This window comes from Cellulomonas sp. P4_A2 (genome assembly GCF_056402515.1).
The window spans coordinates 445,687-470,690 of sequence record NZ_JBFUHG010000001.1 but is presented as its reverse complement, the minus strand read 5'-3'; the positions used below and the strand labels follow the sequence as shown (position 1 = coordinate 470,690).

The following is a 25,004-nucleotide window of genomic DNA, read 5'->3' as shown; positions in this document are numbered from 1 at the left end:
ACCGAACCGCGACGCGGCGCCGCTCAGCCGGCCCGGACGCTCAGCGTGCTGGGGCCCTCGGCGGTCGGGCGGATCTCGATGCGGTCGGCGATCGACTGCTTCAGCGTCTCGACGTGGGACACCACCCCGACCACCCGCCCGCCGGCACGCAGCCGGCCCAGCTCGGCGAGCACCTGGTCGAGAGTGTGCGCGTCCAGCGACCCGAACCCCTCGTCGACGAAGAGGGTGCCGAGGTCGATCCCTCCGGCCTCGGCGGTGACCACGTCCGCCATGCCGAGCGCGAGGCAGAGCGAGACGTAGAAGGTCTCGCCGCCGGACAGCTGCCGCGGGTCCTGAGGGCGGCCGGTGCGGTGGTCGAGGACGCGCATCGCCAGACCCGTGTTCCGGGCGCGGACGTCCTCCTTCTCGTCGCTGCGCTCGAGCTCGAACCGGCCGTCCGAGACGAGCAGCAGCCGGTCGTTGGCGGCCGCGACGACGTCCTCGAACCGACGCATGAGCACGAAGGTGGCCAGCGAGAGGCTGCGCGCGTTGTCGCTGCCGCCGCCCGCGGCCAGGTCGGCCAGCCGCGAGACCGGCCCGGCCTGCTCGATCCGCTCGGCCAGCACCCGCGCCGCCGCGACGACGTCCGCACCGGCCGACTCGGCGGCGTGCGACCGGTCGGTGGCCACCCGGGCGGCTCCTGCGGCCTCCTCGGCCAGCCCGCGCGCGACGGACTCGGCGGACCGGACCGCGTCGAGGTCGACCACGAGGTCCTCGGCCAGCGCGACGATCGCGGGCTCGGCCAGACCCGCCGTGACGCGGTCCAGCTCGGTCGCGTACGCGGTGACGATCGCCTCGAGCTCGGCGAGCACGGCCGCCTCGACGAGCGAGTCGCGGGCCTCGGCGGCCGTCCCGAAGCGCTGCTCGGCCAGCCCGTCGGCCAGCTCGACCTCCCGGCGGCGCACCTCGTCCCGCGCTGTCGCCCGCTCGCCGAGAGCCTCCAGCACGGCGTCCGCGGCGGCGGCGCGCTCCAGCATCTCGGAGTGCCGTGCCGCGACCGTCGGGTGCTCACCGCGAGCGGTCACGACGTCCGCCTCGGCTGTGTCGAGGTCGTGCAGCGTGACGTCGAGGGTTGCGGTGTCGCCGGCCAGCTGTGCGACGGCGGACGCCCGTCGCGCCTCTCGGGAACGCGTCCCCTCGTCGAACCCGTCCAGCACCGGCCCGAGCCGGGCCACCTCGCGCTCGGCGGCCTGAGCCTCGGCCAGCGCCGCGCGGGACTCGGCCAGCGCCGCCTCGGCCTCTGCGGCGTCGAGGTCCCCGGTGCGCTGCGCCAGTCCTGCGACGCGCTCCGTGAGCCGCCCGACCTGCGCGACCGCGGCGACCAGCACGTCCTCGGCCCGCAACCGCTCGCCCTCCGCCTGGTCCACCTGCGCGGCGGAGACGTGGTTGGCGTCGAGGGGCGCCTTGGCGGGGTGCTCGGCCGAACCGCACACCGGGCAGTCGTCGCCGTCGGCGAGGTCGGCGGCGAGCTCACCGGCGAGCCCGGCGATCCGCGCACGGCGCAGCACGGTCTCGCGCTCGTGCGCCGACACCGCGAGCGCGGCGGCCGCCGCATGCGTCTCGACCGCGACCGCGAGCGCCTCCTGCGCGGACCTCAGCTCGGTGTGTGCGGTGACCACCTCGCCCGCTGCGGTCACCGCGGCCGACCGGTCGCCGCGCTCGGCGGCGAGGGTCCGCGCGGCCTCGAGCGTCGCGTGCAGCACCTCGCGCTCGTCGGGCCGGCCGGCCAGCCAGGTGTCGTCGACCGTGATCGCAGCCTGCAGGTCGTCCAGGGCGGCCCGCGCGGCCCGCATCGCACGCCGCCGCGTCGCCAGGCCGGCCTCGACCTCGACCAGCCGTTGCAGCGTTGCCGCCTCCGCCGCTGCGGAGCGGCTCGCGGCGCGCACGTGCGTCCGCAGCGAGCCGTCGGGGGCGTCGGCGATGTCGGGCGGCGCGGCGTCGAGGGCCGCCAGCACGCCCTTCTCGGCGGCGTCGAGCGCGGTCAGCGCCCGGTCGAGCCCGACGAGCAGGGGCCGCACAGCCTGGGCGGAGCGCGCACGAGCCAGCCGGGACACGGCCTGCGAGTTCAGGTCGGCGGACGCCTCGAGCTCGGCCCGACGCACCCGGAGCCGATCGCGCGTGGCTACCAGGTCGGCGGCAACGCGCGCCTCGTCGAGCAGCCGCCGGGCCTCGAGCCACGCCGCCTCGGCCTCACCGGACCGAGAGCGCGCCGAGCCGGCGAGAGCCGAGAGCGTGGCGGTGGTCGCCGACACGACGTCCGAGACGGACGCCACGAGCGCGGTGGAGGCGATCGCGTCCTCGACCGCGGACCGGAGCACGGCGCCGTCCTCGGGCGCCAGCCGCGCGGCGCCGACCAGCTGCGCGGCGCCCGACCTCAGGGCCACCCGGGCTGCGTCGGTTCCGCGGTCGCTCTCGCGACGCATCTCGGCCAGCCGCTTCTGCAGCCGTTCGTAGACCTCGGTTCCGAAGATCTTCTGCAACAGGTCCTTGCGGTCCTCGGGCTTGGCACGCAGGAAGTGCGCGAACTCGCCCTGCGGCAGGACGATCGTCTGCACGAACTGGGTGCGGTCGAGGCCGACCAGCCGCTGGATCTCCGCGCCGACCTCGTCCAGCCGGTTGCCCAGCGGGATGCCGACATCGTCGGGCCCGGCATCGGCCGTCAACCGCCACAGCTTCACCGACGCCTGCGCGGGCGTCGTCCCGGTCCCGCGGCGCTTGGCGCGCTGGTAGGCGGGCGTGCGCCGCACCCGGAACACCCCCGCCGGCACCTCGAACACGAGGTCGACCATGCTCTCCGCGTCGTCAGCGGCATACGCCGAGCGCAGTCGCTCCTCGCTGGCCTCCGCGGACGCGACCTTGCCGTAGAGCGCGAACACGATCGCGTCGATCACCGTGGACTTGCCGGACCCCGTCGGACCCTCGAGCAGGAAGAGCCCGCCCTGCGCGAGCGCCCCGAAGTCGATGGTGTGCCGGCCGGCGAACGGGCCGATCGCCTGCAGCGTCAGGGAGCGCAGCTGCATCAGGCGCTCTTCTCGGCGTCGACGTCTGCCACGTCCTCGTAGGCACGCCGCAGCACGGCCACCTCGGCCGGCGTCGGCCCGTGGCCGGTGACGTGCGTGAGGAAGTCGGCGGCGACGTCGAGCGGGTCGTGCGCGGCGGTCACCACCGAGGGCCGGGGTCGCCCGGGCAGCGCCACCGGGACGTGCTGGACCACGAGCGCGTGCGGGAAGCGTGCGCGGACGCGGCGGAAGAGGTCCTGCGGGCGGTGGACGTCCGTGACCGTCACGCGGACCCAGTCGTCGACGTGCCTCTCGTCGGCGAGCAGCTCGTCCAGCGGGCCGGACACGTCCGCGAGCCGGCGAGGGACCGGGGCAGCGATCAGCTCGGTCCGCACGACGGGACCCGACAGGTCCACCAGCACGGTCGACTTGGCGTGGTGCTGCTCCGAGAACGAGTACGCGAGCGGCGAGCCCGAGTAGCGCAGCACGGTCCCGTCCGGGCCGTCGAGCCCCTGCGGCCCGTGCAGGTGCCCCAGCGCCACGTAGGAGGCGCCCGCGAACACCCCGGCGGGCACGTGGTCCACGCCACCGACGCGGATGTCCCGCTCGGACTCGGTCGGCTCGCCGCCCATGACGAACGCGTGGGCGGCGACGACGACACGTGCCTGTCCGCGCGACTCGGCGTCGGCGCGGATCCGCCGCATCGCCGCCGTCGTCACGGCCTCGTGCGACCGGACGAGCGGTGCGTCGGGCGCGTCCGCGAGCTCGACCCGCGCGAAGTCCGGGTCGAGGTAGGGGATGCCGTAGACGAGGACCTCGTCGGAGAGCACGACCGGAGACGCCAGCCCCGCGACCCGGGTGCGCAGCCGCACGCTCTCCTTGAAGACGCCGGCGCCGAACCCCAGGCGCGTGGCCGAGTCGTGGTTGCCGGACGTGACGACGACGGTGGTGTGCTCGGCCAGCTGCGCGAGCGTGTCCGACAGGAGCGTCACGGCCTCGACGGGCGGGATCGCCCGGTCGTACACGTCCCCCGCGACGACCACCGCGTCGACCTGCTCGGAGCGCACGACATCGACCAGGTGCGCGAGGTACGCCGCCTGGTGGTCGAGCAGATCGACCCCGTGCAGCGTCCGGCCCAGGTGCCAGTCCGACGTGTGCAACAACCGCATGCGGCGAACGTAACCCGGCCCACCGACAACGACCGTGGGACGTGCCGGGAAGCCGTCAGACGGGCAGCTCGCCACCCAGCCCGATCATGTCCAGCACGTCGAGCAGCACCCGGTGCGGGTCACGCAGGGAGACGGCGATCCCCGCCTCGGTGGCGGCCAGGTGGAGCTGCAGGACGAACGCGATCCCCGACGAGTCGATGAACGTCGCGAGCGTGGAGTCGATGATCACCGGGGCTCCCGCCACGAGGGACTGCGCCATGCAGGCGCTCGCCTCGGCGCGCAGGGAGGCGTCGATCTCGCCCACCAGGACCACCACCGTGCTGCCGTCCCGGGCCTCGACCCGGATGCTCCCGGCGGTCGGCGGGTCGATCAGCTCCATTGCCACATGAGTCCCAACGCAGTGCGTGACGCCGGGGAGGTGCCGCCGGCGCGATGACGCTACCTAGGAAACGGAGACGTCGCGCGCGGGGTTCCCGAGCCCGCGTTAGCCTCGCTCGATGGCCACCACCGAGCTCCCCGCAAGCCACGCCGACCTCCTCGAGCGACCCACGTTCGCCCACCTCGCCACGGTCGCGCCCGACGGTTCCCCGCACAGCAGCGTCATGTGGTTCGTCTGGGACGGCGACGTCCTGCGGTTCACGCACACGACCACCCGCCAGAAGTTCAAGAACATCGCCCACGAGCCCCGCGTCGCGATCTCCATCGCCGATCCCGACGACCCGTACCGCTCGCTGGAGGTCCGCGGCGTCGTCGAGAAGACCGAGCCGGACGACGAGGTGGCGAGCTTCTACCAGTCGCTGCAGAAGCGGTACGGCGAGAGCTACGAGATCAAGGACGCCCACAAGCGCGTGATCCTGACGGTCCGCCCGACGACGTACGTCACGAAGTAGCCCGCTACTCCGGGTCCGTCACGTCCGAGACCGTCGCGTTTAGGACCTTCACCAGCTCGGCGCCGTCCACGTTCGCCGCGACGCCGTGCGCGCCGCCGCCGATCGACACCGTCCGCAGCGGCACGCGCGAGTCGGCGACGACCGGCCACTCGACCAGCGACCCGAACGGCGTGATCGTGCCGCGCACGTAGCCGGTCACCTCCTTCGCCGTGTCGGCGTCGGGCATCGAGAGCCGCGTCACGCCGAGCAGCGCCCGCAGCTTGGGCCAGGAGATCGTGCGGTCACCGGGCACGAGGACGAACAGGAAGTCGTCGTCGCCTCGTCGGACCACGATCGTCTTGATGATCCCGGCGGGGTCGATGCCGCGGGCCGTGGCGGCCTCCTGCAGCGACGACACAGGCCCGTGGCGGGTGATCTCGTACGTGATGCCTGAGGCCTCGAGGGCGGCTGCCGCCCGGCGCTCACCCTCGCTGGCGGCGTTGTCGGTCATGGTGGTCACTGTAGGACTGTGCCGGCCGAGGTAATGCGCGAGCGAGGTCCGTGCCGCACCTGGGAGGATGGGACGTCGTGAGCACGCCGTCCCCCGCCCCCGCTGGCCCGTCCGGGTCCGGGCGGCGGCGACCCCCGAGACGGCGAGGCGCGCGCAACCCCCAGGCGCCTGCCCAGCGCACGAGCCAGGGTTCCGACGACGGACGCGCGGCCGCTCGGCGTGAGCGGGCCGCCGAGGTCCGTCGCCACGTGGTGGTCCCGCCGATCACGTTCCCCGAGCAGCTGCCCGTCAGTGCTCGTCGCGACGAGATCGCCGCGGCCATCCGCGACCACCAGGTGGTCGTGATCGCGGGCGAGACGGGGTCCGGCAAGACCACGCAGATCCCGAAGATCGCCCTGGAGCTGGGCCGTGGACGCGAGGGTCAGATCGGGCACACGCAGCCGCGGCGGATCGCCGCACGCAGCGTGGCCGAGCGGATCAACGAGGAGATCGCGGGCGACGCACCGCTCGGCGGGATCGTCGGCTACCAGGTGCGGTTCACGGACACGTCGTCCGAGGAGACGCTGGTCAAGGTGATGACCGACGGCATCCTGCTGGCGCAGATCCAGCGGGACCCGATGCTGCGCGCCTACGACACGCTCATCATCGACGAGGCGCACGAGCGGTCGCTGAACATCGACTTCATCCTCGGGTACCTCACGCAGCTGCTGCCCAAGCGCCCGGACCTCAAGGTCGTCATCACGTCGGCGACGATCGACTCCGACCGGTTCGCGACGCACTTCAAGAACGCCGCCGGCACGCCCGCCCCCGTCGTCGAGGTCACCGGCCGCACGTACCCCGTCGAGATCCGCTACCGCCCGCTCGTCGCCGAGGCCGTCGAGGGCCAGCGCAAGAAGCCCGAGGACCGCGACCCGATGACGGCGATCGCGGAGGCGGTCGACGAGCTGATGCTCGAGGGGCCGGGCGACATCCTGGTGTTCCTCTCGGGCGAGCGGGAGATCCGGGATGCGGAGGACGTGCTGCGGGGCTCGCTGGTCACGGACCCCCGCCTCCCGAACGCCGTCGAGCTCCTGCCGCTCTACAGCCGGCTGTCCGCCGCCGAGCAGCACCGCGTGTTCGAGCGGCACCAGAACCGGCGCGTGGTCCTGTCCACCAACGTCGCCGAGACGTCGCTGACCGTGCCGGGCATCCGCTACGTGATCGACCCGGGCACCGCGCGCATCAGCCGGTTCTCCAAGGCCACCAAGGTCCAGCGGCTGCCGATCGAGCCCATCTCGCAGGCGTCGGCCAACCAGCGCTCCGGCCGCTGCGGGCGCGTCGCGGACGGCATCGCGATCCGGCTGTACTCGCAGGACGACTTCGAGGCCCGGCCCGAGTACACCGAGCCCGAGATCCTGCGGACGTCGCTCGCGTCCGTGATCCTGCAGATGATCGCCGTCGGCGTCGCCGCGACCCCCGAGGAGATCGGCGAGTTCCCGTTCGTCGACCCCCCCGACACCCGCGCGGTGCGCGACGGCGTGCAGCTGCTGACCGAGCTGGGAGCGCTGGACGGCGCGCGCCTGACCGAGACCGGCAAGGCACTCGCCCAGCTCCCGATGGACCCGCGGCTCGCGCGGATGATCGTCGAGGGCGGTCGTCGCAACGTCGCACGCGAGGTGATGATCATCGCCGCCGCGCTGTCCATCCAGGACCCGCGTGAGCGCCCGGCCGAGGAGCGCGACAAGGCCGACCTGTCGCACAGCCGGTTCGCCGACCCGACGAGCGACCTGCTCACCTACCTGAACCTCTGGCAGTACCTCAAGGACCAGCAGCGCGACCTGTCGGGCTCCGCCTTCCGCCGCCAGGTGCGCTCCGAGTACCTGAACTACCTGCGCATCCGCGAGTGGCAGGACGTGGTCACGCAGCTGCGCGAGCTGGCCAAGCCGCTGGGGATCGTCATGAATCCTCCGCGCAACGAGACCGCCGCAGAGGCCGACCCGCTCAAGCTCTCCTGGGACGGCGACCGCATCCACGTCGCGATCCTGGCCGGGCTGCTCAGCCAGATCGGCATGCAGGAGGCGACCGAGGTCGCCGCGCCCGCCGCGGGCAAGCGGCCGCCCAGCAAGCGCCCGCGCAACGAGTACCTCGGCGCCCGCGGCGCGCGGTTCGCGATCTTCCCCGGCTCCGGCCTGGCGCGGAAGCCCCCGGCGTGGGTCATGGCCGCCGAGCTCGTCGAGACGAGCCGGCTGTGGGGTCGCGACGTCGCGCGGATCCAGCCGGAGTGGGCCGAGGAGGTCGGCGCTCACCTGGTCCGGCGCACGTACTCCGAGCCGGCCTGGTCCACCAAGCAGGGCGCCGCGACCGCGTTCGAGCGCGTCCTGCTCTACGGCGTCCCGATCGTCACCAACCGGCGCGTGCTCTACGCCAAGGTCGACCCCGAGCACGCCCGTGAGCTGTTCGTGCGGCACGCCCTCGTGCAGGGCGAGTGGACCACGCACCACCAGTTCTTTCACGAGAACCGGCGCCTGCTCGCCGAGGCGGAGGGCCTGGAGGCACGGGCCCGACGACGAGACCTCGTGGTCGACGACGACACGCTCTTCGCGTTCTACGACGAGCGCGTCCCGGACGACGTCGTCTCCGCCCGGCACTTCGACCAGTGGTGGAAGACCGCGCGCCGCGACGACCCCGACCTCCTGTCGTTCACCCGCGAGCTGCTCGTGGGCGAGGCGGGTGCGATCGACGAGTCGTCGTTCCCGTCGCGTTGGCCGCAGGGCGACCTGCGCCTGCCGCTGACGTACCAGTTCGAGCCTGGTACAGAAGCCGACGGCGTGACTGTACATATCCCGCTGACCACGCTCGCGCGCCTGGTTCCCGACGGCTTCGGCTGGATGGTGCCCGGCCTGCGCGAGGAGCTCGTCACCGCGACGATCCGCGCGCTGCCCAAGCCCGTGCGCGTCCAGCTGGTCCCCGCACCCGACGTCGCGCGCGCGGTCGACGCCTGGATGACCGAGCACACCGCGGACTGGGAGGACACCGTCCGCGCCGGAGACGCCGCACCGTCCTTCCGGGACGTGTTCCGACGAGCGGTCCTGGCCCTGCGCGACGTCGACGTGCCCGAGGACGCGTTCGACGACGACCGCCTGCCGGCGCACCTGCGGATGACGTTCCGGGTGGTCGGCGACCGCGGGGGAGTGGTCGACGAGGGCAAGGACCTGCTCGTCCTGCAGCGCCGGCTGGCGAGGCAGACGCAGTCCGCGGTCGACGACGCCGTCCGCACGGCCGTCCGCGCCGCGATGGAGGAGGCGCGCGCCTCCGGCACCGCACCCGTCCCGGTGCCCACGGCGGTCGCCGGCACCCCCGCGACCGTCGTCGCGAAGCCTCTGGTCTCCCTCGACCGCACCGGTCTGCGCACCTGGCCCGCGGACCTGCCCGAGCTGCCCGAGGTCCTGGAGGCGGGGCCGGTCCGCGCATACCCGACCCTCGTCGAGGAGAAGGGCGGCACGGTCGCGGTCCGTTCGCTGGCCGACGAGTCGCAGCGCCCGGTCGCCGCGCACCGCGGGCTGCGACGACTCCTGCTGCTGGACGTCGGCCTCGCGACCGCCCGCATCACCAGCCGCTGGAACGGCACGCAGGCGCTCACGCTGGCGTCGAGCCCGTACCGGACCACGGACGCGCTGGTCGCCGACGTGCAGCTCGCAGCGATCGACCGGCTGATCGGCCCGACGCGCGAGGTCCGCGACGCCGGCACCTACGATGCGCTGCGCGCGACGGTCCGCGCCGGCCTCGAGGACACCGTCCACGCGATCGTCGGGGACCTCGTCGCGGTGCTCACGGCCGAGCGAGAGCTCGACGCCGAGATCCGCGGCAGGTCCAGCCTCGCCCTGCTGGCCACCGCGCAGGACATCCGCTCGCAGGCGCAGCGGCTCGTGCACGACGGGTTCGTCAGCGAGGTCGGCGCGGACCGGCTCCCCCACCTCACGCGCTACCTGCGGGCCGCGCGCCACCGGCTGGTCAAGGCGGCCGAGAACCCGCAGCGGGACGCCGACCTCGCCTGGCAGGTGCAGGACGTCGAGGCGGCCTACGACGACGCCGTCGAGAAGGGTCTGCCGGTCGACGACGTCCGCTGGCAGCTCGAGGAGCTGCGCGTCAGCCTGTTCGCGCAGCAGCTCGGCACGCCCGCTCCCGTCTCGACCACCCGCATCAAGAAGGCGCTGGCGGCCGCCGGCTGACCGCTACTGCGGCTCGACCGGGCCGTCGGCCGGGTTGCCCGCGACGAGCTCGCCGCACGAGACCTCCTGCGCGGTCGTCACGACCGCCTCGTCAGCCGCCGCACCTGTGGCGACGTCCTCCGGCGAGCCGTTCGTGGCGTTGCGGGCGTCGGCGTCCAGCGTCACGAACGTCCGCGTGACCGTGAACGTGCCGTCGGCCGCCGCGACGGCGTTCAGCCCGGCGAGGTCGAGGTCGGCGCCCGAGCACCCGACGCCCGTGCCGGCGCCCGCGAACCCCAGGTCGAACGTGTACGGCTGCCCCTGCGCGTTGGCCACCGGCTTCACCTCGCACTGCGCGAGCGAGTAGAGGAGGGCCTCCCGACCGGTGCTCACCAGCGCGATCGGCAGCTTGTCCTTCTGCACCAGGTTCACCACCGCCGATGCGGGCTCCGGGCTGGCCGACTCGATCGGGATCGAGAACGTCGCACCCGACGCGGTCGTGATGCCGAACTGGCGGTCGGCGCCCGGGCTGATCCAGGCCTTGTCCGGCTTCCCGTCCCCGTCGACGTCCACGACGGTGACCTCGTTCGCGCCGGGGGGAGCGGCGACGCCGTTGGGGGCGCAGCCCGCCGCGGCCGGCGGGCTCTCCGGCTCGGTGGTGGTCGTCGGCTCCGGCGCGGTCGACGACGTCGACTCCGACGGCGACGCGGCGGGCTCGTCGGACGCGTCGTCCCGCACCAGGAGGAACACGATGACGCCGATCGCGACGACGAGCAGGACCGCGAGCGCGATGATCCAGCCGCGTCGCGACGAAGACGGCGGCGGCGGCTCCGGCGACGCACCCGGCACCGGTGGGAACAGCGGACCGTCCGGCGGAGGCGTCGTCATGCTCCGTGTCTAGCGAACATCGCACGGGTGCGCGAGAGGTGCCCCGTGGCTGGACGCCACGGGGCACCTCGTCGGAACGCGACTAGCGGGACCGGCGGAACAGCAGCCCGGCGGCGACGCGGCCCACCACGAAGATGCCGAGGCACCAGAGGACCGCAGCAGGCCAGGTGGACCCGACCGGCTGGCCCAGCAGCAGGCCGCGGAGCGTGTCCGAGAGCGGCGTGATCGGGTTGTAGGTGGCGATGTTCTCCAGCACCGACGGCATCGACTCCGGCGGCACGAACGCGGACGACACGTACGGGATGAACAGGATGATGAACGTGAAGCCGCTGGCGGCCTCGGGGCCCGACGCGACGACGCCGATGGCCACAGCGATCCACGTGAGCGCGAGGACGAACAGGGCGATGAGCCCGAGCGCTGCGACCCAGTCGAGCACGGACGCGTGCGCGTCGAACCCGATGAGGAACGCGATCCCGACCACGAGCGCGGTCGACACCGCGTTGCGCGCCATCGACGCGACCACGTGCCCGGTGAGCACGCCCGTCGGGCGGATCGGCAGGGACCGGAAGCGGTCGATGATGCCGCCGGTCATGTCGCTGGCGACGTCGACCGCGGTGTTCGCGGACCCGTACCCGGCGGTGAGGAGGATGATCCCGGGCACGACCCAGTCGACGTAGTCCATGCCGGCATCGAGCGCCCCGCCGAACACGTAGACGAACATCAGCAGGAGCATCACCGGCAGCAGCACCGCCAGCAGGATCGTGTCGAGCTGCCGCACGGAGCGGCGGACGGAGCGCCAGACGAGCGACGCGGTGTCGTGGACGCCCCAGCCCAGGGCTGGCGGCGTGGTGATCGTGGTCATCAGGACTCCTTGCTCGTCGACGAGGCAGCGAGGACGAGCTCCGGGTCCGCGTCGTCGGCCGGGCGGCCGGTGAGCGTCAGGAAGACGTCGTCGAGGGTGGGGGAGCGGACCTCCCAGGTGTCCACGGCGATGCCGCGGCGCTCGATGTCGGCGAGGATCCGGCGGACGTCGTGCACGGAACCGTCGGTCTGGATCCGCTCCTCCGCGCCGTCTCGGAGACGGAGCTCGACGTGCGCGGAACCGACCGCCCGCTTGAGCTCGGACGCCGTGCCGTCGGCGATCATCCGGCCGTGGTCGATGACCGCGATCCGGTCGGCCAGCTGGTCGGCCTCCTCGAGGTACTGCGTGGTGAGCAGCACGGTCGTCCCGGTCGCGACGACGTCGCGGATGACCTCCCACAGCCCGTTGCGGCTGCGCGGGTCGAGGCCTGTGGTCGGCTCGTCGAGGAACACCACCTGCGGGCGAGCGAGCAGCCCGACGGCCAGGTCGAGCCGGCGCCGCATGCCGCCGGAGTAGGACTTCACCACGCGGCGGCCGGCGTCGGTGAGGTCGAACAGCTCCAGCAGCTCGTCGCTGCGGATGCGTACCTCCTGCTTGCCCAGGTGTGCGAGGCGTGCCATGAGCCGCAGGTTCTCGACGCCGGTCAGGAGCTCGTCGACGGCCGCGAACTGCCCGGTGAGGCTGATCGACGCGCGGACGTCCGCGGCCTGCTTCACCACGTCCTTGCCGGCGACGTACGCGGTGCCCGCGTCCGGCTTCAGCAGCGTGGACAGGATGCGGATGGTGGTGGTCTTGCCGGCCCCGTTGGGACCGAGCAGGGCGAGGACCTCGCCCTGTGCGACGTCGAGGTCGACGCCGTCGAGCACGGTGATGTCGCCGTAGGACTTGCGCAGTCCTCGGGCGACGACGACGGGTGCACTCATCGGGATCCCCTTTTTTGTGTATGGCGTAAACTGTGTGTGTACTTCATACACACTTGTAGGATCGGCAGTCAAGGAGGTGTCGTGAGCCAGGAATCGAACGACCCACAGGCAGCACGCGAGGCCGAGGACGCCCGCCGTGAGGCCGAGGCGCTGCGCAAGGACCGCGAACGCGCCGAGCGCGCAGAGGCCAAGGAGGCCGAGCGGGCGCGGCGCGACCTGGAGAAGGCCGAGCGCGACGCGGCGCGGGACGTCGAGCGTCGCCGGCGCGAGGCCGACAAGCGCGTCAAGGACAGGGAGAAGGCCGAGCGCGACGAGCGTGAGCGACAGGAGAAGGCCGCCCGCGACGCCGCTCGTGAGGCCGCCACGCGGCTGCGCGAGGCGGAGCGCGCCGAGCGCACCGCGTCGCTCGCGCAGCAGCGGGCCGCCCGGGACGCCGAGAAGGCCCGGCGGCAGGCGGTCCGGGTCGCCGCGTCGACCGCTCCCGCGGACGAACTGCCGCTGCCCGCCGACCTTCCGCCCGGCATCGCGGTGCTGTGGCGAGCGCCGGCGGTCGGGCGGCCGGGTCCGCGCCCGGGCCTGTCGCTGGAGCAGATCGCCGACGCGGGCATCGCGCTGGCCGACGCCGAGGGCCTGGACGCCGTCTCGATGTCGCGTCTGGCCGAGTCGCTCGGCTTCACGACGATGTCGCTCTACCGCTACGTCACGTCCAAGGACGAGGTGCTGAGCCTCATGTCCGACCGCGCCGCGGGCACGCCTCCCGTCACCGACGCCTCGCTGGGGGGCTGGCGCGAGCGGCTCGAGCTCATCCTCGCGATCCAGCAGCCGATCCTGCGCGCGCACCCGTGGCTGGCCCGCACGACCACGGTCCTGCACGCCATCGGCCCGGGGCGGCTCTCCTGGATGGAGGGCATGCTCGCGGCGCTCGAGGACACCCCGCTGACCGAGTCGCAGAAGGTCGGCGCCATCGGCGTGCTCTCCACGCATGCGCTCGACCAGCTGCGGGTGAGCGAGCAGCTGTCGGCGCAGGCACGCACCGCGGCGGTCGGCCCCACGGAGGGCGACGCACCCGACCTGGGCACGCTCATCGGCATCCTCGCGACGCCCGCCTCGCACCCCGCGCTGCTGCGCGCCGTCGACGCCGGCGGCTTCGTCTGGGACCCGCTCGACGAGGACACCCTCGACTTCGGCACGCAGCTGATCCTCGACGGCATCGAGCGGCTGATCGTCGTCGCGTCGAGCCGACCCCAGCCCTCGCTCGACCGAGCGGCTCCGCATCCGGCCGGTCCGGTGTCGGACGGAGGAGACAGACTCGGGGCATGACGCTCCCCGACCCACTTCCCGAGCCTCGGCCGGACTCGAACATCGGCCGCTGCTTCGGCGACGGCAACCCGCTCTACGAGAAGTACCACGACGAGGAGTGGGGCAAGCCGGTCCACGGCGAGAACGCGCTCTTCGAGCGGTTCGCGCTCGAGGGCTTCCAGTCCGGGCTCGCCTGGATCACGGTCCTGCGCAAGCGGCCCGCGTTCCGGGCGGCGTTCGCGGACTTCGACCCGGAGGTCGTGGCCGAGTTCGGCGACGACGACGTCGCGCGGCTGATGGCCGACGCGTCGATCGTGCGCAACCTCGCCAAGATCGAGGCCACCATCGCGAACGGCCGGGCGCTGCGCGCGCTGCACACGGACGGCGGCTCCCTCGACGCGGTCCTGTGGTCGCACGCCCCCGACCGCTCCGGCTGGACGCGTCCCGCCACGTGGACGGACGTCCCGGCCATCACCCCTGAGTCCAAGGCCCTCGCCAAGGAGCTCAAGTCGCTCGGTTTCCGGTTCGTCGGACCCACCACCGCGTACGCCGCCATGCAGGCCTGCGGGGTGGTGGACGACCACCTGGCCACGTGTCCGAGCGCCCAGGGTGCCTAGCCGAGGCTCCGGACCCCCCGCGCCCCTAGAGATGGACGCCTGACCAGGCAGAACGCACTGGTACGCCCGGGTGAAGCACTGGACGACGGGGTCCTGGGCGTGCTGTGGCGCCGGGTGAGATCGATACTCCTGCCGGGTGACGCTCCCGAACCCATCTCGGCAGGTGAGAACCAGCCGACTATCGTGCCGAGAATGGCAGACGTCTTCGAACCCGACGGGCGGCACGACGACGTGCGCGCCGCGGCCGATGCGTTGACGGGAACCCCGGCACCGGACGTGGACATCCTCGCCGCGGTGCAGGACGGGCTGCGGCTCGTCCCGGCCGGCTCGCCCACCTCGTGGTTCGACGTCCCGCAACAGCGCCGCGGGCGTGACGACAACACCCTCGGCGGACGCCGTGGGGTCTGATCGCTCCCCGGGACAGTCTCGTCTCACCCATCGAGCGTGGTTGCCCACCATGTGGTCGGCGGTCTACGATCGCGCCTACCATCCAGAGCGGCCGAGAGACCTGGCTCGACGACGCCGCAGCAACCCCCCTCTTGCGAGGGTGTGGGTGCTTCCGCCAGGGACGATGGAGTGAACCCAGATGTCCCCGAACGACCGTTGCCCCACCCCGCAGGCGTGCCCGTGAGCGCCGCGACGCTGGAACCTCGCACGCCCGGGCTGCACGTCGCCCCGGCCGCGCGCCCCCACGCCGCCAACGACCGGCCGACCATCTCCTTCGAGCTCTTCCCGCCGCGCAACCCCGACGCCGCGCCGCGCCTGTGGGCGACCATCCAGGCGCTCGAGTCGGTGCACCCGGACTTCGTCTCGGTCACCTACGGCGCCTCGGGCAAGACGCGCGTCACCACCCGGCAGCTGGTCCGCCGGCTGCTGCGGGAGACGACGCTCAACCCGATCGCCCACCTGACCTGCGTCGGCACCTCCCGCGAGGAGATCACGACGATCGTCGAGGAGTTCCTCGACGAGGGCGTCCGCTCTTTCCTGGCGCTGCGCGGCGACCCGCCCGTCGACCAGCAGGACTGGGTGGCCCACCCGGACGGCCTGCAGACCGCCGGCGAGCTGGTGGAGCTGCTGCGCCAGATCGAGGCGCAGCGCTGCGCGGACAGCCCGTCGCAGGCGGTGCGCGCGCGCGTCCGACCGCTGTCGGTCGCGGTCGCGGCCTTCCCGCGCGGCAACCACGCCACCGGCGGCACCCGCGCCCAGGACGTCGCCTCGCTGCTGGCCAAGCAGGAGGCGGGTGCCGACTTCGCCATCACGCAGGTGTTCTTCGACGCCGACGACTACCTCGGGATCGTCGCCGACGCGCGCGACGCCGGGGTCACCATCCCGATCATCCCGGGCATCATCCCGACCACCGATCCCGCCCGCCTGCACCGCGTGCAGGAGCTCACCGGGGTCCCGGTGCCTGAGAGACTGTTCGACCTGCTCGGCTCCGCCGACGACGAGCTCGACCGCCACCGCCGGGGCATCCGCGCGAGCGTCGACCTGGTCAACGGCGTCCTGGACGGCGGGGCTCCCGGCGTCCACCTCTACACGTTCAACCAGCACCATGCCGTACTTGACCTGCTCGAGGGTGCACACCTCGACGGCGGAGCTCGGACAGCTCCCGACCTGGCCAGCGGGCCGCAGGTCACGGCAACCGCCGACCCTCGAGGGACTGAAATACCATGACCAAGATCCAGTTTCCGGCACAGTTCCCCGCCGGCTCCGTGCTCGGCTACCCCCGGATCGGCCCGCGCCGTGAGCTGAAGAAGGCCATCGAGTCCTTCTGGGCGGGCAAGTCGTCCGCCGACGAGGTCGAGGCCGTCGCCGCCGACCTGCGCCGCCGGACCCGGACGCGTCTGGCTGAGCTCGGCCTGGCGACCGACGTGCCCGCGATCCCGAGCGCGTTCTCGTTCTACGACCACGTGCTCGACGCGACGGCCGTCGTGGGCGCCGTGCCCGCACGCTTCGCCGACCTGGTGGCCGCCGACGGCACGCTCGACCTGGCCGGCTACTCGACCGTGGCGCGCGGTCGCGGCGACGACCTGCCGCTCGAGATGACCAAGTGGTTCGACACCAACTACCACTACCTGGTCCCCGAGATCGGCCCCGAGACCACGTTCCGCTACGCGAGCGACCGCCCCGTGCGGGAGTTCAAGGAGGCCCTGGCCGAGGGCGTCCTGACGCGTCCGGTCATCGTCGGTCCCGTCACGTACCTCGCGCTGGCCAAGTCCACCGAGGGCGCGCCCGACGACTTCGCGCCGATCGACCGCCTCGAGGACCTGCTGCCCGTCTACGCGGCACTCCTGCAGGACCTCGCCGCCGCGGGTGCCACCTGGGTGCAGATCGAGGAGCCCGCGCTGGTCTCCGACTCGATCGAGGTGCCGGCCGAGCAGCTGCTCGCCGCCGTCATCGAGGCCTACCGGGCCCTGGCAACGGACCTCACCGACCGCCCGGCGATCCTCGTCGCCGCCCCGTACGGCGACCTGGGTGCGGCGTTCCCCGTGCTCGCCGCCACCGACGTCGAGGCCATCGGCATCGACCTGGTCCGCGGCAGCGCGCCGACCGAGAAGGTCGCCGGCCTGGAGACCAAGACCCTGGTCGCCGGCGTGATCGACGGCCACAACATCTGGCGCGCGGACCTGGACGCCAAGCTGGCGATCCTCGAGCAGCTCGAGGGCCTCGGCGCCGCCGCGGTCACCGTCGGCACCTCGACGTCGCTGTTCCACGTCCCGCACACGACGACCGACGAGCCGGGTCTCGACGACACCCTGAAGAGCTGGCTCGCGTTCGCCGACGAGAAGGTCGTCGAGGTCGTCACGCTGGCCGAGGGCCTGACGGAGGGTCGCGAGGCCATCCACGAGCAGCTGCTCGCGGCGACCGACGCCGTGAACAGCCGCCGCACGGCGCCCGGTGTCGTCGTCCCCGCGGTCCGCGAGCGTGCGGCCGCCCTCACCGAGGACGCGTTCAACCGTGGCCCGTTCGACGAGCGCAAGGTCGCCCAGGCCGCCCGCCTGAACCTCCCGCCGCTGCCGACGACCACGATCGGCTCGTTCCCGCAGACCGGCGAGATCCGCAAGGCGCGCGCCGCCTTCGGCAAGGGCGAGCTGACGGAGGCGCAGTACGACGACGAGATGAAGGCGGAGATCCGTCGCGTCGTCGAGCTGCAGGAGCAGATCGGCTTCGACGTGCTGGTGCACGGCGAGCCCGAGCGCAACGACATGGTCCAGTACTTCGCGGAGAACCTCGACGGGTTCGCCGTGACGCAGAACGGCTGGGTCCAGTCCTACGGCTCGCGCTGCACGCGTCCGTCGATCCTGTGGGGCGACGTCTCGCGGCCGAAGCCGATCACGGTGGACTGGACGGCGTACACGCAGTCGCTGACCACCAAGCCGGTCAAGGGCATGCTCACCGGCCCGGTGACGATCCTCGCGTGGTCGTTCGTGCGCGACGACCAGCCGCTCGGCGACACCGCCAACCAGGTCGGCCTCGCGCTGCGCGACGAGATCCAGGACCTCGAGGCCGCGGGCATCGCCGTGATCCAGGTGGACGAGCCCGCCCTGCGCGAGCTGCTGCCCCTGCGTGTCGAGGACCACGCCGCGTACCTCAACTGGTCGGTGCGCTCGTTCCGCCTGTCGACCGCGGGCGTCCGCGCCGACACGCAGATCCACACGCACCTGTGCTACTCCGAGTTCGGCCAGATCATGGGCGCGATCGACGGCCTCGACGCCGACGTCACGTCCATCGAGGCGGCCCGCTCGAAGATGGAGATCCTCGCGGACATCGCGGCGGCCGGCTACCCGCGCGCCGTGGGCCCGGGCGTCTACGACATCCACTCGCCGCGCGTCCCCAGCGAGGGCGAGGTCGAGGAGCTGCTCACCGAGGCCGTCAAGGCCATCGCCGTGGACCAGCTCTGGGTCAACCCGGACTGCGGCCTCAAGACCCGTCGCTACGAGGAGGTCGCCCCGTCGCTGGAGCACATCCTCGCCGCGACGCGGGCGGTGCGGGCGACGCTCTGACACCAGCGCAGGCAACGACGGCCCCGTCCGGTGGACGGGGCCGTCGTGCGTCTACGGTCGGTCACGTGACGACGATCTTCGACACGCTGACCCTCGACCAGCTCCGCACCCGCACCAGCGAGAAGTGGCGGCACTACCCGGCCGACGTGCTCCCGCTGTTCGTCGCCGAGATGGACGTGCCGCAGGCCGAGCCGGTGGTCCGCGCGGTGCACGACGCGATGCTCCGCGGCGACACGGGCTACCCCGCCGGCCGGGACCTCGCCGAGGCGATGGCGGGGTTCGCCTCGACCCGGTGGGACTGGGACGTCGACCCCGGGCGGACCCGCACGGCCGCGGACGTCATGGTCGGCGTCGTCGAGGTCCTGCGGCTGCTCACCGACCCGGGCGAGGCCGTCGTCATCAACCCGCCGGTCTACCCGCCGTTCACCACGTTCCTGCGGCATGCCGACCGGCACATCGTGCACGCACCCCTGGGTGCCGATCGCCGGCTCGACCTCGACGCCCTGGACTACGCGTTCGGCCGCGCGGCGCTGCACGGTCGTCGGGCCGCCTTCCTGCTCTGCAACCCGCACAACCCGACCGGGACCCTGCACACGGCCGACGAGCTGGCCGCGGTCGGCGCGCTCGGGGCGAAGCACGGCGTCCGGGTGGTGTCCGACGAGATCCACGCCCCCCTCGTCCCGACGCCGGGAGCCCGGTTCGTCCCGGCGACCACGGTCATCCCCGACGCGATCGCCCTGCACTCCGCGTCCAAGGCGTTCAACCTGGCCGCGCTCCGGGTCGCGGTCGCCGTCCCCGGCCCGGACGCCCACGAGCTCGACGGCATGGCCGACCCCGTCGCCGACGGCGTCATGCACCTGGGCGTCGTCGCGCAGACGGCCGCCTACGCGGACGGAGGCGCCTTCCTCGACGAGGTCCTGGCGGGCCTGGAGCGCAACGGCAGCCTGTTGCGGGAGCTCCTGGCGCCGGTCGTGGACTGGACGCCCCCAGCAGCCACCTACTTCGCCTGGCTCGACCTCAGCAGGTACTCGGACAACCCGGCGCGCGCGCTGCTCGACGGCGGTCTCGCGGTCAACCCGGGCCCGACGTTCGGCGTGGAGGGCGCGGGCCACGTGCGACTGAACTTCGCCACCTCGTCGGCCATCCTCACGGACGCCGCAGCGAGGCTCACGACGACGCTCGAGGGAACGCGGCGCGCCTGAGAAGCCCTCAGCGGTGCGCGGCCCTGCTGAGGTGCTCCTGCAGTGCGTCGACGATGCGGACGTCCGCATCCAGCCACGGGACGTCGTGCCACTGGCTGATCGGCAGCCACCTGAGCTCGTCGTGCTCCTCGAGCGGCTCCGGGGTCCCCTCGACCACCTCGGCCAGCCAGATGCGCATCACGTACTCGTCGGAGAGGCGCCAGAGGCCATCGTCGGGTCCGACGAGCTCGTCGCCCAGGCCGATCCGTGCGCCGAGCTCCTCACGGATCTCGCGGTGCAGGGCGTCCTCGGGCTGCTCGCCGGCGTCCACCTTGCCGCCGGGGAACTCCCAGCGGCCGGCCAGACGGGCCGGGACTGCACGTCGCGCGGCCAGCAGCTCACGCGGGTCGTCGAGGTCGTCCACGATGGCGGCGGCGACGACGAGTACGGGTGAGGTCATGCGGTGAGTCTGCCAGGCCCCTGTGTCAGGGGTGTGGCTTCGGTGCGACGGCCGCGTTCCTCGAGCCGGCGCACCAGGAGAGTCAGCGGATGCCGTGCGCCACTGCCCAGGCGACGGCCTCGGCGCGGGTGGAGACTCCGATCTTGCGGTACACGCTGCGCACCTGGGACTTCACGGTGTTGCGCGTGACGAAGAGTCGCGTGGCGATCTCCTCGAGAGTGACGTCTTCGGCCAGCTCGGCCAGGACGACCCGCTCGCGGCGCGTCAGTGCGTCGTTCGAGACTCCGACGGTCCTGCTCGTCTCCACCATGCTCATGATGTCCTCCGGTGTGCTGCGTCGCCCGGGACGTCCGGGTCACGCTCTTGGCTGCGTACCGGATGAGAGAGGGCAATCAGTGAGCCATGACGCCACTTCTGCCAACTCTTCATGTACGGGTTCCCCCCCGACATGCCGATCTCGCTAGCCACCCACAATGAACGTCGCATCGGCACCTTGATACGCCGTACGTGTGGCTGGTTCTCAGGTTTCACCCGATCGGGCGAGTGCAATGTCCACGAAATGGGACTACCTGGGACCAGCCGGTGTGTCCTGCGGGTCAGCCGGCGCTCTGCGCGGCGTACTCGTCGGACGTCAGGAGCGGACCGGTCGACGTCACGTCGACCTTCAGGAGCCAGCCCGCACCATAGGGGTCGGAGTTGACGACGGAGGGGTCGTCCACAGCCGACTGGTTGATCTCGATCACGGTCCCCGACACCGGGGAGTACAGCTCGGACACCGACTTGGTCGACTCGATCTCACCCACCACAGCGCCCGCCACGAGCTCCTCGCCGACTGCCGGCAGCTCGAGGTAGACGATGTCGCCCAGGGCGTCGGCGGCTGTAGCCGTGATCCCGATGGTCGACGGGGAACCGTCCTGCAGCCACTCGTGCTCGACGGTGTAGTGCAGGTTGGTGGGCAGATCCGTGCTCATAGGTGCTCCTGTCAGGGGGGACGGACCCTAGTGCTGGTTTACCGGGCCCGGCGGTAGAAGGGAAGAGGGACGACCCGAACAGGTTCGAGGCGTCCCCGCACGTCAACGGCGAGTTCGGTACCGGGCGCGCTGTTCTCGGGCGCCACGTAGGCCATCGCGACCGGGTGGCCGAGCGTCGGCGACGGCGCCCCGGATGTGACCACGCCGATCTGCGAGCCGTCCGGCAGGGTCACGGGGTAGCCGTGACGGGCGGCCCGGCGGCCCAGACCTTCCAGCCCGACGAGCGTCCTGGTGGCCTCCGCGCCGTCCCGAGCCTCGAGGGCGGCACGGCCGACGAAGTCGACCGGCTCGCCGTCGGCCGTCGCCTTGTCGAGCTTCACCACGCGGCCCAGCCCCGCGTCGTGCGGCGTGGTGGTGCGGTCCAGCTCGTTGCCGTACAGGGGCATGCCCGCCTCGAGGCGGAGGCTGTCGCGTGCGGACAGCCCGGCCGGGACGAGGCCCTTGTCGCTGCCCGCCGCGAGGAACGCCTGCCACAGGGCGGGGGCCAGGGGAGCGTCGAGGAAGAACTCGAAGCCGTCCTCGCCCGTGTAGCCGGTGCGGGCGACCAGGACGGGCTCGCCGGCGAAGGTGGCCGGCAGGCACGCGTAGTACTTCGATGCGCCGATGTCGCCGCCCGTCTCGTCCAGGCCCTGCGTGGCGCGCACGATGTCGAGGGCGTTCGGGCCCTGGACCGCGATGAGGGCGGTCTGCGGGGAGCGGTCCTCGACCGTTGCCTGGAATCCCGCCGCGCGCTCGCGCAGGGCGTCGAGCACGACCTCGTGGTTCGAGGCGTTGGCGACGACGAGGAAGGCGTCCTCGCGGTCCCGGTAGACGATCAGGTCGTCGACGACGCCGCCGTCCGGCGCGCAGATCATCGTGTAGCGCGCGCCCTGGAAGCGCAGGGCGGAGAGGTTCCCGACGAGGGCGTAGTCGAGGAACGCGGCGGCGTCGGGGCCGGTGACGCGGATCTCGCCCATGTGCGAGAGGTCGAACAGCCCGGCGGCGGAGCGCACCGCGGTGTGCTCCGCGATGTCGGACGTGTACCGCAGCGGCATCTGCCAGCCGGCGAAGCTGGTGAGAGCTGCGCCCAGGGCGACGTGCTCGTCGTGGAGCGGGCTCAGTGTGTCGGTCACGGGTTCGTCCTTCACTCGGCGTACGCCTCGATGGGCGGGCAGCTGCAGACCAGGTTGCGGTCCCCGTGCGCGCCGTCGATCCGGCGGACCGGCGGCCAGTACTTTCCCTCGCGCAGTGCGGCCACCGGGAAGCCGGCGAGCTCCCGCGGGTAAGCCTGCGTCCACTCGTCCGCGGTGAGGCTCGCGGCCGTGTGCGGTGCGTTGCGCAGCGGCGACTCGGCGACCGTCCAGCGGCCCGCGGCCACCGCGTCGATCTCGCCGCGGATGGCGATCATCGCCTCGACGAACCGGTCGATCTCCGCCAGGTCCTCGCTCTCGGTCGGCTCGACCATGAGCGTGCCGGCCACCGGGAACGAGAGCGTCGGCGCGTGGAACCCGTAGTCCATGAGCCGCTTGGCCACGTCCTCGGCGGTCACGCCGGTCTCCTTGGTGATGTCGCGCAGGTCGAGGATGCACTCGTGCGCGACGAGCCCGTTGGGGCCCGTGTAGAGGACGGGGTAGTGCGCCGACAGGCGCGTGGCCAGGTAGTTCGCGGCCAGCACCGCCGTCTCCGTGGCCTCGCGAAGCCCGTCGGGACCCATCAGCGCGACGTAGGCCCAGCTGATCGGCAGGATGCCCGCAGACCCCCACGGCGCGGCGCTGACCGGTGCCGTGGCCTCGTTGCTGGTGCCGGGGGTCGGGTTGCCCGGCAGGTACGGCGCGAGGTGCGCCGCGACCGCGACCGGGCCGACCCCGGGACCGCCGCCGCCGTGCGGGATGCAGAACGTCTTGTGCAGGTTGAGGTGGGACACGTCGCCGCCGAGCTCGCCCGGACGCGCCAGTCCGACCAGCGCGTTGAGGTTCGCGCCGTCGATGTACACCTGGCCGCCGGCCTCGTGCACGAGGTCGCAGACCGTGCGCACACCCTCCTCGTAGACGCCGTGCGTCGAGGGGTAGGTGATCATGATCGCGGCCACCTGCGGCCCGTGCTGGTCCAGCTTGGCGCGCAGGTCGTCGAGGTCGATGGACCCGTCGGACGCCGTCGCGACGACGACGACGCGCATGCCCGCGAGCGCCGCCGACGCCGCGTTCGTGCCGTGCGCGGACGCGGGGATCAGGCAGACGTCGCGCGTGTCGCCGCGCGCCGCGTGGTAGCCGTGGATGGCCAGCAGACCGGCCAGCTCACCCTGCGAGCCCGCATTCGGCTGCACCGACACCGCGGCGTAGCCCGTGATCTCGGCGAGCCAGTCCTGCAGCTGCGTCACCAGCTCCGCGTAGCCGAGGGTCTGGTCGAGGGGCGCGTACGGGTGGATGCTCGCGAACTCCGGCCAGCTGATGGGCTCCATCTCGGCCGTGGCGTTGAGCTTCATCGTGCACGAGCCCAGCGGGATCATCGTGCGGTCGAGGGCCAGGTCCTTGTCCGAGAGGCGGCGCAGGTAGCGCAGCATCGCGGTCTCGGAGCGGTGCAGGTGGAAGACGGGGTGCGTGAGGTAGGTATCCGTGCGCCGCAGGACCGCGGGCAGGGCCGTGGTCTCGACGACGAACCCCTGCGGGCCGCCGACACCGGTGAACCCGAACGAGTACGTGCCGTCCTCGTCCGCCTCGAGCGTCGTGGTGCCCGCGGCCGCGAAGGCCAGCACGATGCGCAGCAGGTGGTCGGCGTTGGTGCGCTCGTCGCAGGCGATCTGCACGTGGTCGTCGTCGGCGGCCCAGAGGTTGACACCGGCGTCGGCGGCCTTCGCGACGACTGCGCGGGCCTTGCCCGGGACGACCGTGCGGATCGTGTCGAAGTACGTGTCGTGCTCGACCGTGACGCCGATGCCGGTGAGCAGCTCGGCGAGGCCGGACGCGTGCGCGTGGACGGTCTCGGCGATCGCCCGCAGTCCGTCGGGCCCGTGGTAGACCGCGTACATCGACGCGACGATCGCGAGCAGCGCCTGCGCGGTGCAGATGTTGCTCGTCGCCTTCTCGCGGCGGATGTGCTGCTCGCGCGTCTGCAGGGCGAGCCGGTAGGCCCGCGCTCCGTCGGCGTCGATCGAGACACCCACAAGCCGCCCGGGCAGCGACCGCTCCAGGCCGTTGCGCACCGCCATGAACGCGGCGTGCGGCCCACCGCCGAACAGCGGGACGCCGAAGCGCTGCGCCGAGCCGACCGAGATGTCGGCGCCGAGCGTGCCGGGGCTGGTGACGAGCGTCAGGGCGAGCAGGTCGGCCGCGACCGTGACGAGGCCTCCCCGCTCCTTGGTCTGTGCGATGACGTCCGTCAGGTCGCGCACGCGGCCGGAGGCGCCGACCTGCTGCAGCACGACCCCGACGAGGTCGCCCTCGATCTCGGGGAGCCCGTCGGTCAGGTCCGCGACGAGGACCGGCAGGCCGATCGCCTCGGCGCGGCCGATCGTGACGGCCAGCGACTGGCTGAACAGGTCCACGTCGAGGACCACGGTGCCGGCCTTGCCCCGGGCGCCGCGCCACATGAGCGCGACCGCCTCGGCGACGGCCGTGGCCTCGTCGAGGAGCGAGGCGTTGGCGATGTCCAGGCCGGTGAGGTCGGTGACCATCGTCTGGAAGTTGAGCAGCGCCTCGAGCCGGCCCTGGGCGATCTCCGGCTGGTAGGGCGTGTAGGCGGTGTACCAGGCGGGTGACTCGAGCACGTTGCGGCGGATGACCGCCGGCGTGATCGTGTCGGAGTACCCCTGCCCGATCATCGGCGTGAGCACCTGGTTGCGGCCGGCGATGGTCTTCAGCGCGGCGAGCACGTCCTCCTCGGACCGTGCGGCGGGCAGGTCGAGCGGCCGGTCCGTGCGGATGCTCGCGGGGACGGCCGCGTCGATCAGCGCGTCGAGGCTGTCGTAGCCGACGACCGAGAGCATGTGC

At 72.7% G+C, this 25,004-nt stretch carries 20 protein-coding genes and 1 riboswitch; of the genes, 8 read left to right on the top strand and 12 right to left on the bottom strand.

What is annotated here, in order from left to right; genetic code table 11:
- Positions 1–23: 23 nt before the first annotated feature.
- Genes AC1DUE_RS02415 through AC1DUE_RS02405 form a run of 3 tightly spaced genes read right to left on the bottom strand, consistent with a single transcriptional unit; the run spans position 24 to position 4,586 of the window.
- Positions 24–3,059 carry an AAA family ATPase gene (locus tag AC1DUE_RS02415; RefSeq protein ID WP_477037776.1) on the bottom strand — a complete coding sequence of 1,012 codons (3,036 nt, stop codon included), beginning with the start codon at positions 3,057–3,059 and terminating at the stop codon, positions 24–26.
- Complete coding sequence (locus AC1DUE_RS02410) at positions 3,059–4,207, bottom strand: exonuclease SbcCD subunit D (protein ID WP_477037775.1); 1,149 nt, start codon at positions 4,205–4,207, stop codon at positions 3,059–3,061. Before AC1DUE_RS02410 ends, AC1DUE_RS02415 begins: the two co-directional genes overlap by 1 nt.
- 55 nt (positions 4,208–4,262) lie before the next feature.
- A complete protein-coding gene (locus AC1DUE_RS02405; RefSeq protein ID WP_477037774.1) occupies positions 4,263–4,586 on the bottom strand; it encodes an STAS domain-containing protein in 324 nt (107 codons plus the stop codon).
- 118 nt (positions 4,587–4,704) lie between these two features.
- On the opposite strand from AC1DUE_RS02405, the gene AC1DUE_RS02400 reads away from it, so the two are divergent.
- Positions 4,705–5,097 carry a PPOX class F420-dependent oxidoreductase gene (locus tag AC1DUE_RS02400; protein WP_477037773.1) on the top strand — a complete coding sequence of 131 codons (393 nt, stop codon included), beginning with the start codon at positions 4,705–4,707 and terminating at the stop codon, positions 5,095–5,097.
- A gap of 4 nt (positions 5,098–5,101) precedes the next feature.
- On the opposite strand, the gene AC1DUE_RS02395 is transcribed toward AC1DUE_RS02400, so the two are convergent.
- Positions 5,102–5,587, bottom strand: a complete 486-nt coding sequence (locus AC1DUE_RS02395) for an aminoacyl-tRNA deacylase (protein WP_477037772.1) — start codon at positions 5,585–5,587, stop codon at positions 5,102–5,104.
- A gap of 77 nt (positions 5,588–5,664) precedes the next feature.
- On the opposite strand from AC1DUE_RS02395, the gene hrpA reads away from it, so the two are divergent.
- On the top strand, positions 5,665–9,795 hold the full coding sequence (gene hrpA / locus AC1DUE_RS02390; protein WP_477037771.1) for an ATP-dependent RNA helicase HrpA: 4,131 nt from the start codon (positions 5,665–5,667) through the stop codon (positions 9,793–9,795).
- A 3-nt stretch (positions 9,796–9,798) separates the two neighbouring features.
- Here the strand turns inward: hrpA and AC1DUE_RS02385 are convergent, their stop codons facing one another.
- From AC1DUE_RS02385 to AC1DUE_RS02375, 3 genes are all read right to left on the bottom strand, one after another.
- Entirely contained in the window at positions 9,799–10,662 is an 864-nt protein-coding gene (locus AC1DUE_RS02385; RefSeq protein WP_477037770.1) for a hypothetical protein, read from the bottom strand.
- 82 nt (positions 10,663–10,744) lie between these two features.
- Positions 10,745–11,524, bottom strand: a complete 780-nt coding sequence (locus AC1DUE_RS02380) for an ABC transporter permease (RefSeq protein ID WP_477037769.1) — start codon at positions 11,522–11,524, stop codon at positions 10,745–10,747.
- Positions 11,524–12,447: an ATP-binding cassette domain-containing protein gene (locus AC1DUE_RS02375; protein WP_477037768.1), complete on the bottom strand. Its 924-nt coding sequence runs from the start codon at positions 12,445–12,447 to the stop codon at positions 11,524–11,526. The genes AC1DUE_RS02380 and AC1DUE_RS02375 overlap by 1 nt, the downstream gene beginning before the upstream one ends.
- Before the next feature lie 81 nt (positions 12,448–12,528).
- Between AC1DUE_RS02375 and AC1DUE_RS02370 the strand changes: the two genes are divergently transcribed.
- From AC1DUE_RS02370 to AC1DUE_RS02345, 6 genes are all read left to right on the top strand, one after another.
- A complete protein-coding gene (locus AC1DUE_RS02370; RefSeq protein WP_477037767.1) occupies positions 12,529–13,767 on the top strand; it encodes a TetR/AcrR family transcriptional regulator in 1,239 nt (412 codons plus the stop codon).
- Positions 13,764–14,363 carry a DNA-3-methyladenine glycosylase I gene (locus tag AC1DUE_RS02365; RefSeq protein WP_477037766.1) on the top strand — a complete coding sequence of 200 codons (600 nt, stop codon included), beginning with the start codon at positions 13,764–13,766 and terminating at the stop codon, positions 14,361–14,363. The genes AC1DUE_RS02370 and AC1DUE_RS02365 overlap by 4 nt, the downstream gene beginning before the upstream one ends.
- A 192-nt stretch (positions 14,364–14,555) precedes the next feature.
- Positions 14,556–14,771, top strand: a complete 216-nt coding sequence (locus AC1DUE_RS02360) for a hypothetical protein (protein ID WP_477037765.1) — start codon at positions 14,556–14,558, stop codon at positions 14,769–14,771.
- Between the two features lie 75 nt (positions 14,772–14,846).
- A riboswitch (SAM riboswitch) is annotated at positions 14,847–14,941 on the top strand.
- Between the two features lie 43 nt (positions 14,942–14,984).
- Positions 14,985–16,037 (top strand): methylenetetrahydrofolate reductase, encoded by a 1,053-nt coding sequence (locus tag AC1DUE_RS02355; protein WP_477037764.1) that lies wholly within the window; start codon positions 14,985–14,987, stop codon positions 16,035–16,037.
- Positions 16,034–18,367 carry a 5-methyltetrahydropteroyltriglutamate--homocysteine S-methyltransferase gene (gene metE, locus AC1DUE_RS02350; protein ID WP_477037763.1) on the top strand — a complete coding sequence of 778 codons (2,334 nt, stop codon included), beginning with the start codon at positions 16,034–16,036 and terminating at the stop codon, positions 18,365–18,367. Before AC1DUE_RS02355 ends, metE begins: the two co-directional genes overlap by 4 nt.
- A 65-nt stretch (positions 18,368–18,432) precedes the next feature.
- A complete protein-coding gene (locus AC1DUE_RS02345) occupies positions 18,433–19,569 on the top strand; it encodes a MalY/PatB family protein (protein ID WP_477037762.1) in 1,137 nt (378 codons plus the stop codon).
- 7 nt (positions 19,570–19,576) lie between these two features.
- Here the strand turns inward: AC1DUE_RS02345 and AC1DUE_RS02340 are convergent, their stop codons facing one another.
- The 5 genes from AC1DUE_RS02340 to gcvP all read right to left on the bottom strand — a co-directional run bounded on the left by AC1DUE_RS02340 (position 19,577) and on the right by gcvP (position 25,000).
- Positions 19,577–20,008 carry a (deoxy)nucleoside triphosphate pyrophosphohydrolase gene (locus AC1DUE_RS02340; RefSeq protein ID WP_477037761.1) on the bottom strand — a complete coding sequence of 144 codons (432 nt, stop codon included), beginning with the start codon at positions 20,006–20,008 and terminating at the stop codon, positions 19,577–19,579.
- A gap of 82 nt (positions 20,009–20,090) precedes the next feature.
- Positions 20,091–20,324 carry a helix-turn-helix domain-containing protein gene (locus AC1DUE_RS02335; RefSeq protein WP_028051171.1) on the bottom strand — a complete coding sequence of 78 codons (234 nt, stop codon included), beginning with the start codon at positions 20,322–20,324 and terminating at the stop codon, positions 20,091–20,093.
- Positions 20,325–20,604: 280 nt separating this feature from the next.
- Complete coding sequence (gene gcvH / locus AC1DUE_RS02330) at positions 20,605–20,979, bottom strand: glycine cleavage system protein GcvH (RefSeq protein WP_477037760.1); 375 nt, start codon at positions 20,977–20,979, stop codon at positions 20,605–20,607.
- Positions 20,980–21,017: 38 nt separating this feature from the next.
- Positions 21,018–22,151 (bottom strand): glycine cleavage system aminomethyltransferase GcvT, encoded by a 1,134-nt coding sequence (gene gcvT, locus AC1DUE_RS02325; protein WP_477037759.1) that lies wholly within the window; start codon positions 22,149–22,151, stop codon positions 21,018–21,020.
- A gap of 11 nt (positions 22,152–22,162) precedes the next feature.
- Positions 22,163–25,000, bottom strand: coding sequence for an aminomethyl-transferring glycine dehydrogenase (gcvP, locus tag AC1DUE_RS02320; RefSeq protein ID WP_477037871.1), 2,838 nt, complete (start codon positions 24,998–25,000; stop codon positions 22,163–22,165).
- Between the last annotated feature and the right edge of the window lie 4 nt (positions 25,001–25,004).

Bases quoted from the DNA above. Each gene is read 5' to 3' on its own strand.
- metE (WP_477037763.1), top strand. From the start codon at position 16,034: ATGACCAAGATCCAGTTTCCGGCACAGTTCCCCGCCGGCTCCGTGCTC.
- AC1DUE_RS02385 (WP_477037770.1), bottom strand. From the start codon at position 10,662: ATGACGACGCCTCCGCCGGACGGTCCGCTGTTCCCACCGGTGCCGGGT.
- AC1DUE_RS02415 (WP_477037776.1), bottom strand. From the start codon at position 3,059: ATGCAGCTGCGCTCCCTGACGCTGCAGGCGATCGGCCCGTTCGCCGGC.
- AC1DUE_RS02400 (WP_477037773.1), top strand. From the start codon at position 4,705: ATGGCCACCACCGAGCTCCCCGCAAGCCACGCCGACCTCCTCGAGCGA.
- gcvH (WP_477037760.1), bottom strand. From the start codon at position 20,979: ATGAGCACGGATCTGCCCACCAACCTGCACTACACCGTCGAGCACGAG.
- AC1DUE_RS02380 (WP_477037769.1), bottom strand. From the start codon at position 11,524: ATGACCACGATCACCACGCCGCCAGCCCTGGGCTGGGGCGTCCACGAC.
- AC1DUE_RS02335 (WP_028051171.1), bottom strand. From the start codon at position 20,324: ATGAGCATGGTGGAGACGAGCAGGACCGTCGGAGTCTCGAACGACGCA.
- AC1DUE_RS02410 (WP_477037775.1), bottom strand. From the start codon at position 4,207: ATGCGGTTGTTGCACACGTCGGACTGGCACCTGGGCCGGACGCTGCAC.
- AC1DUE_RS02395 (WP_477037772.1), bottom strand. From the start codon at position 5,587: ATGACCGACAACGCCGCCAGCGAGGGTGAGCGCCGGGCGGCAGCCGCC.
- gcvP (WP_477037871.1), bottom strand. From the start codon at position 25,000: ATGCTCTCGGTCGTCGGCTACGACAGCCTCGACGCGCTGATCGACGCG.
- AC1DUE_RS02405 (WP_477037774.1), bottom strand. From the start codon at position 4,586: ATGGAGCTGATCGACCCGCCGACCGCCGGGAGCATCCGGGTCGAGGCC.
- AC1DUE_RS02360 (WP_477037765.1), top strand. From the start codon at position 14,556: ATGGCAGACGTCTTCGAACCCGACGGGCGGCACGACGACGTGCGCGCC.
- AC1DUE_RS02365 (WP_477037766.1), top strand. From the start codon at position 13,764: ATGACGCTCCCCGACCCACTTCCCGAGCCTCGGCCGGACTCGAACATC.
- AC1DUE_RS02375 (WP_477037768.1), bottom strand. From the start codon at position 12,447: ATGAGTGCACCCGTCGTCGTCGCCCGAGGACTGCGCAAGTCCTACGGC.
- AC1DUE_RS02340 (WP_477037761.1), bottom strand. From the start codon at position 20,008: ATGACCTCACCCGTACTCGTCGTCGCCGCCGCCATCGTGGACGACCTC.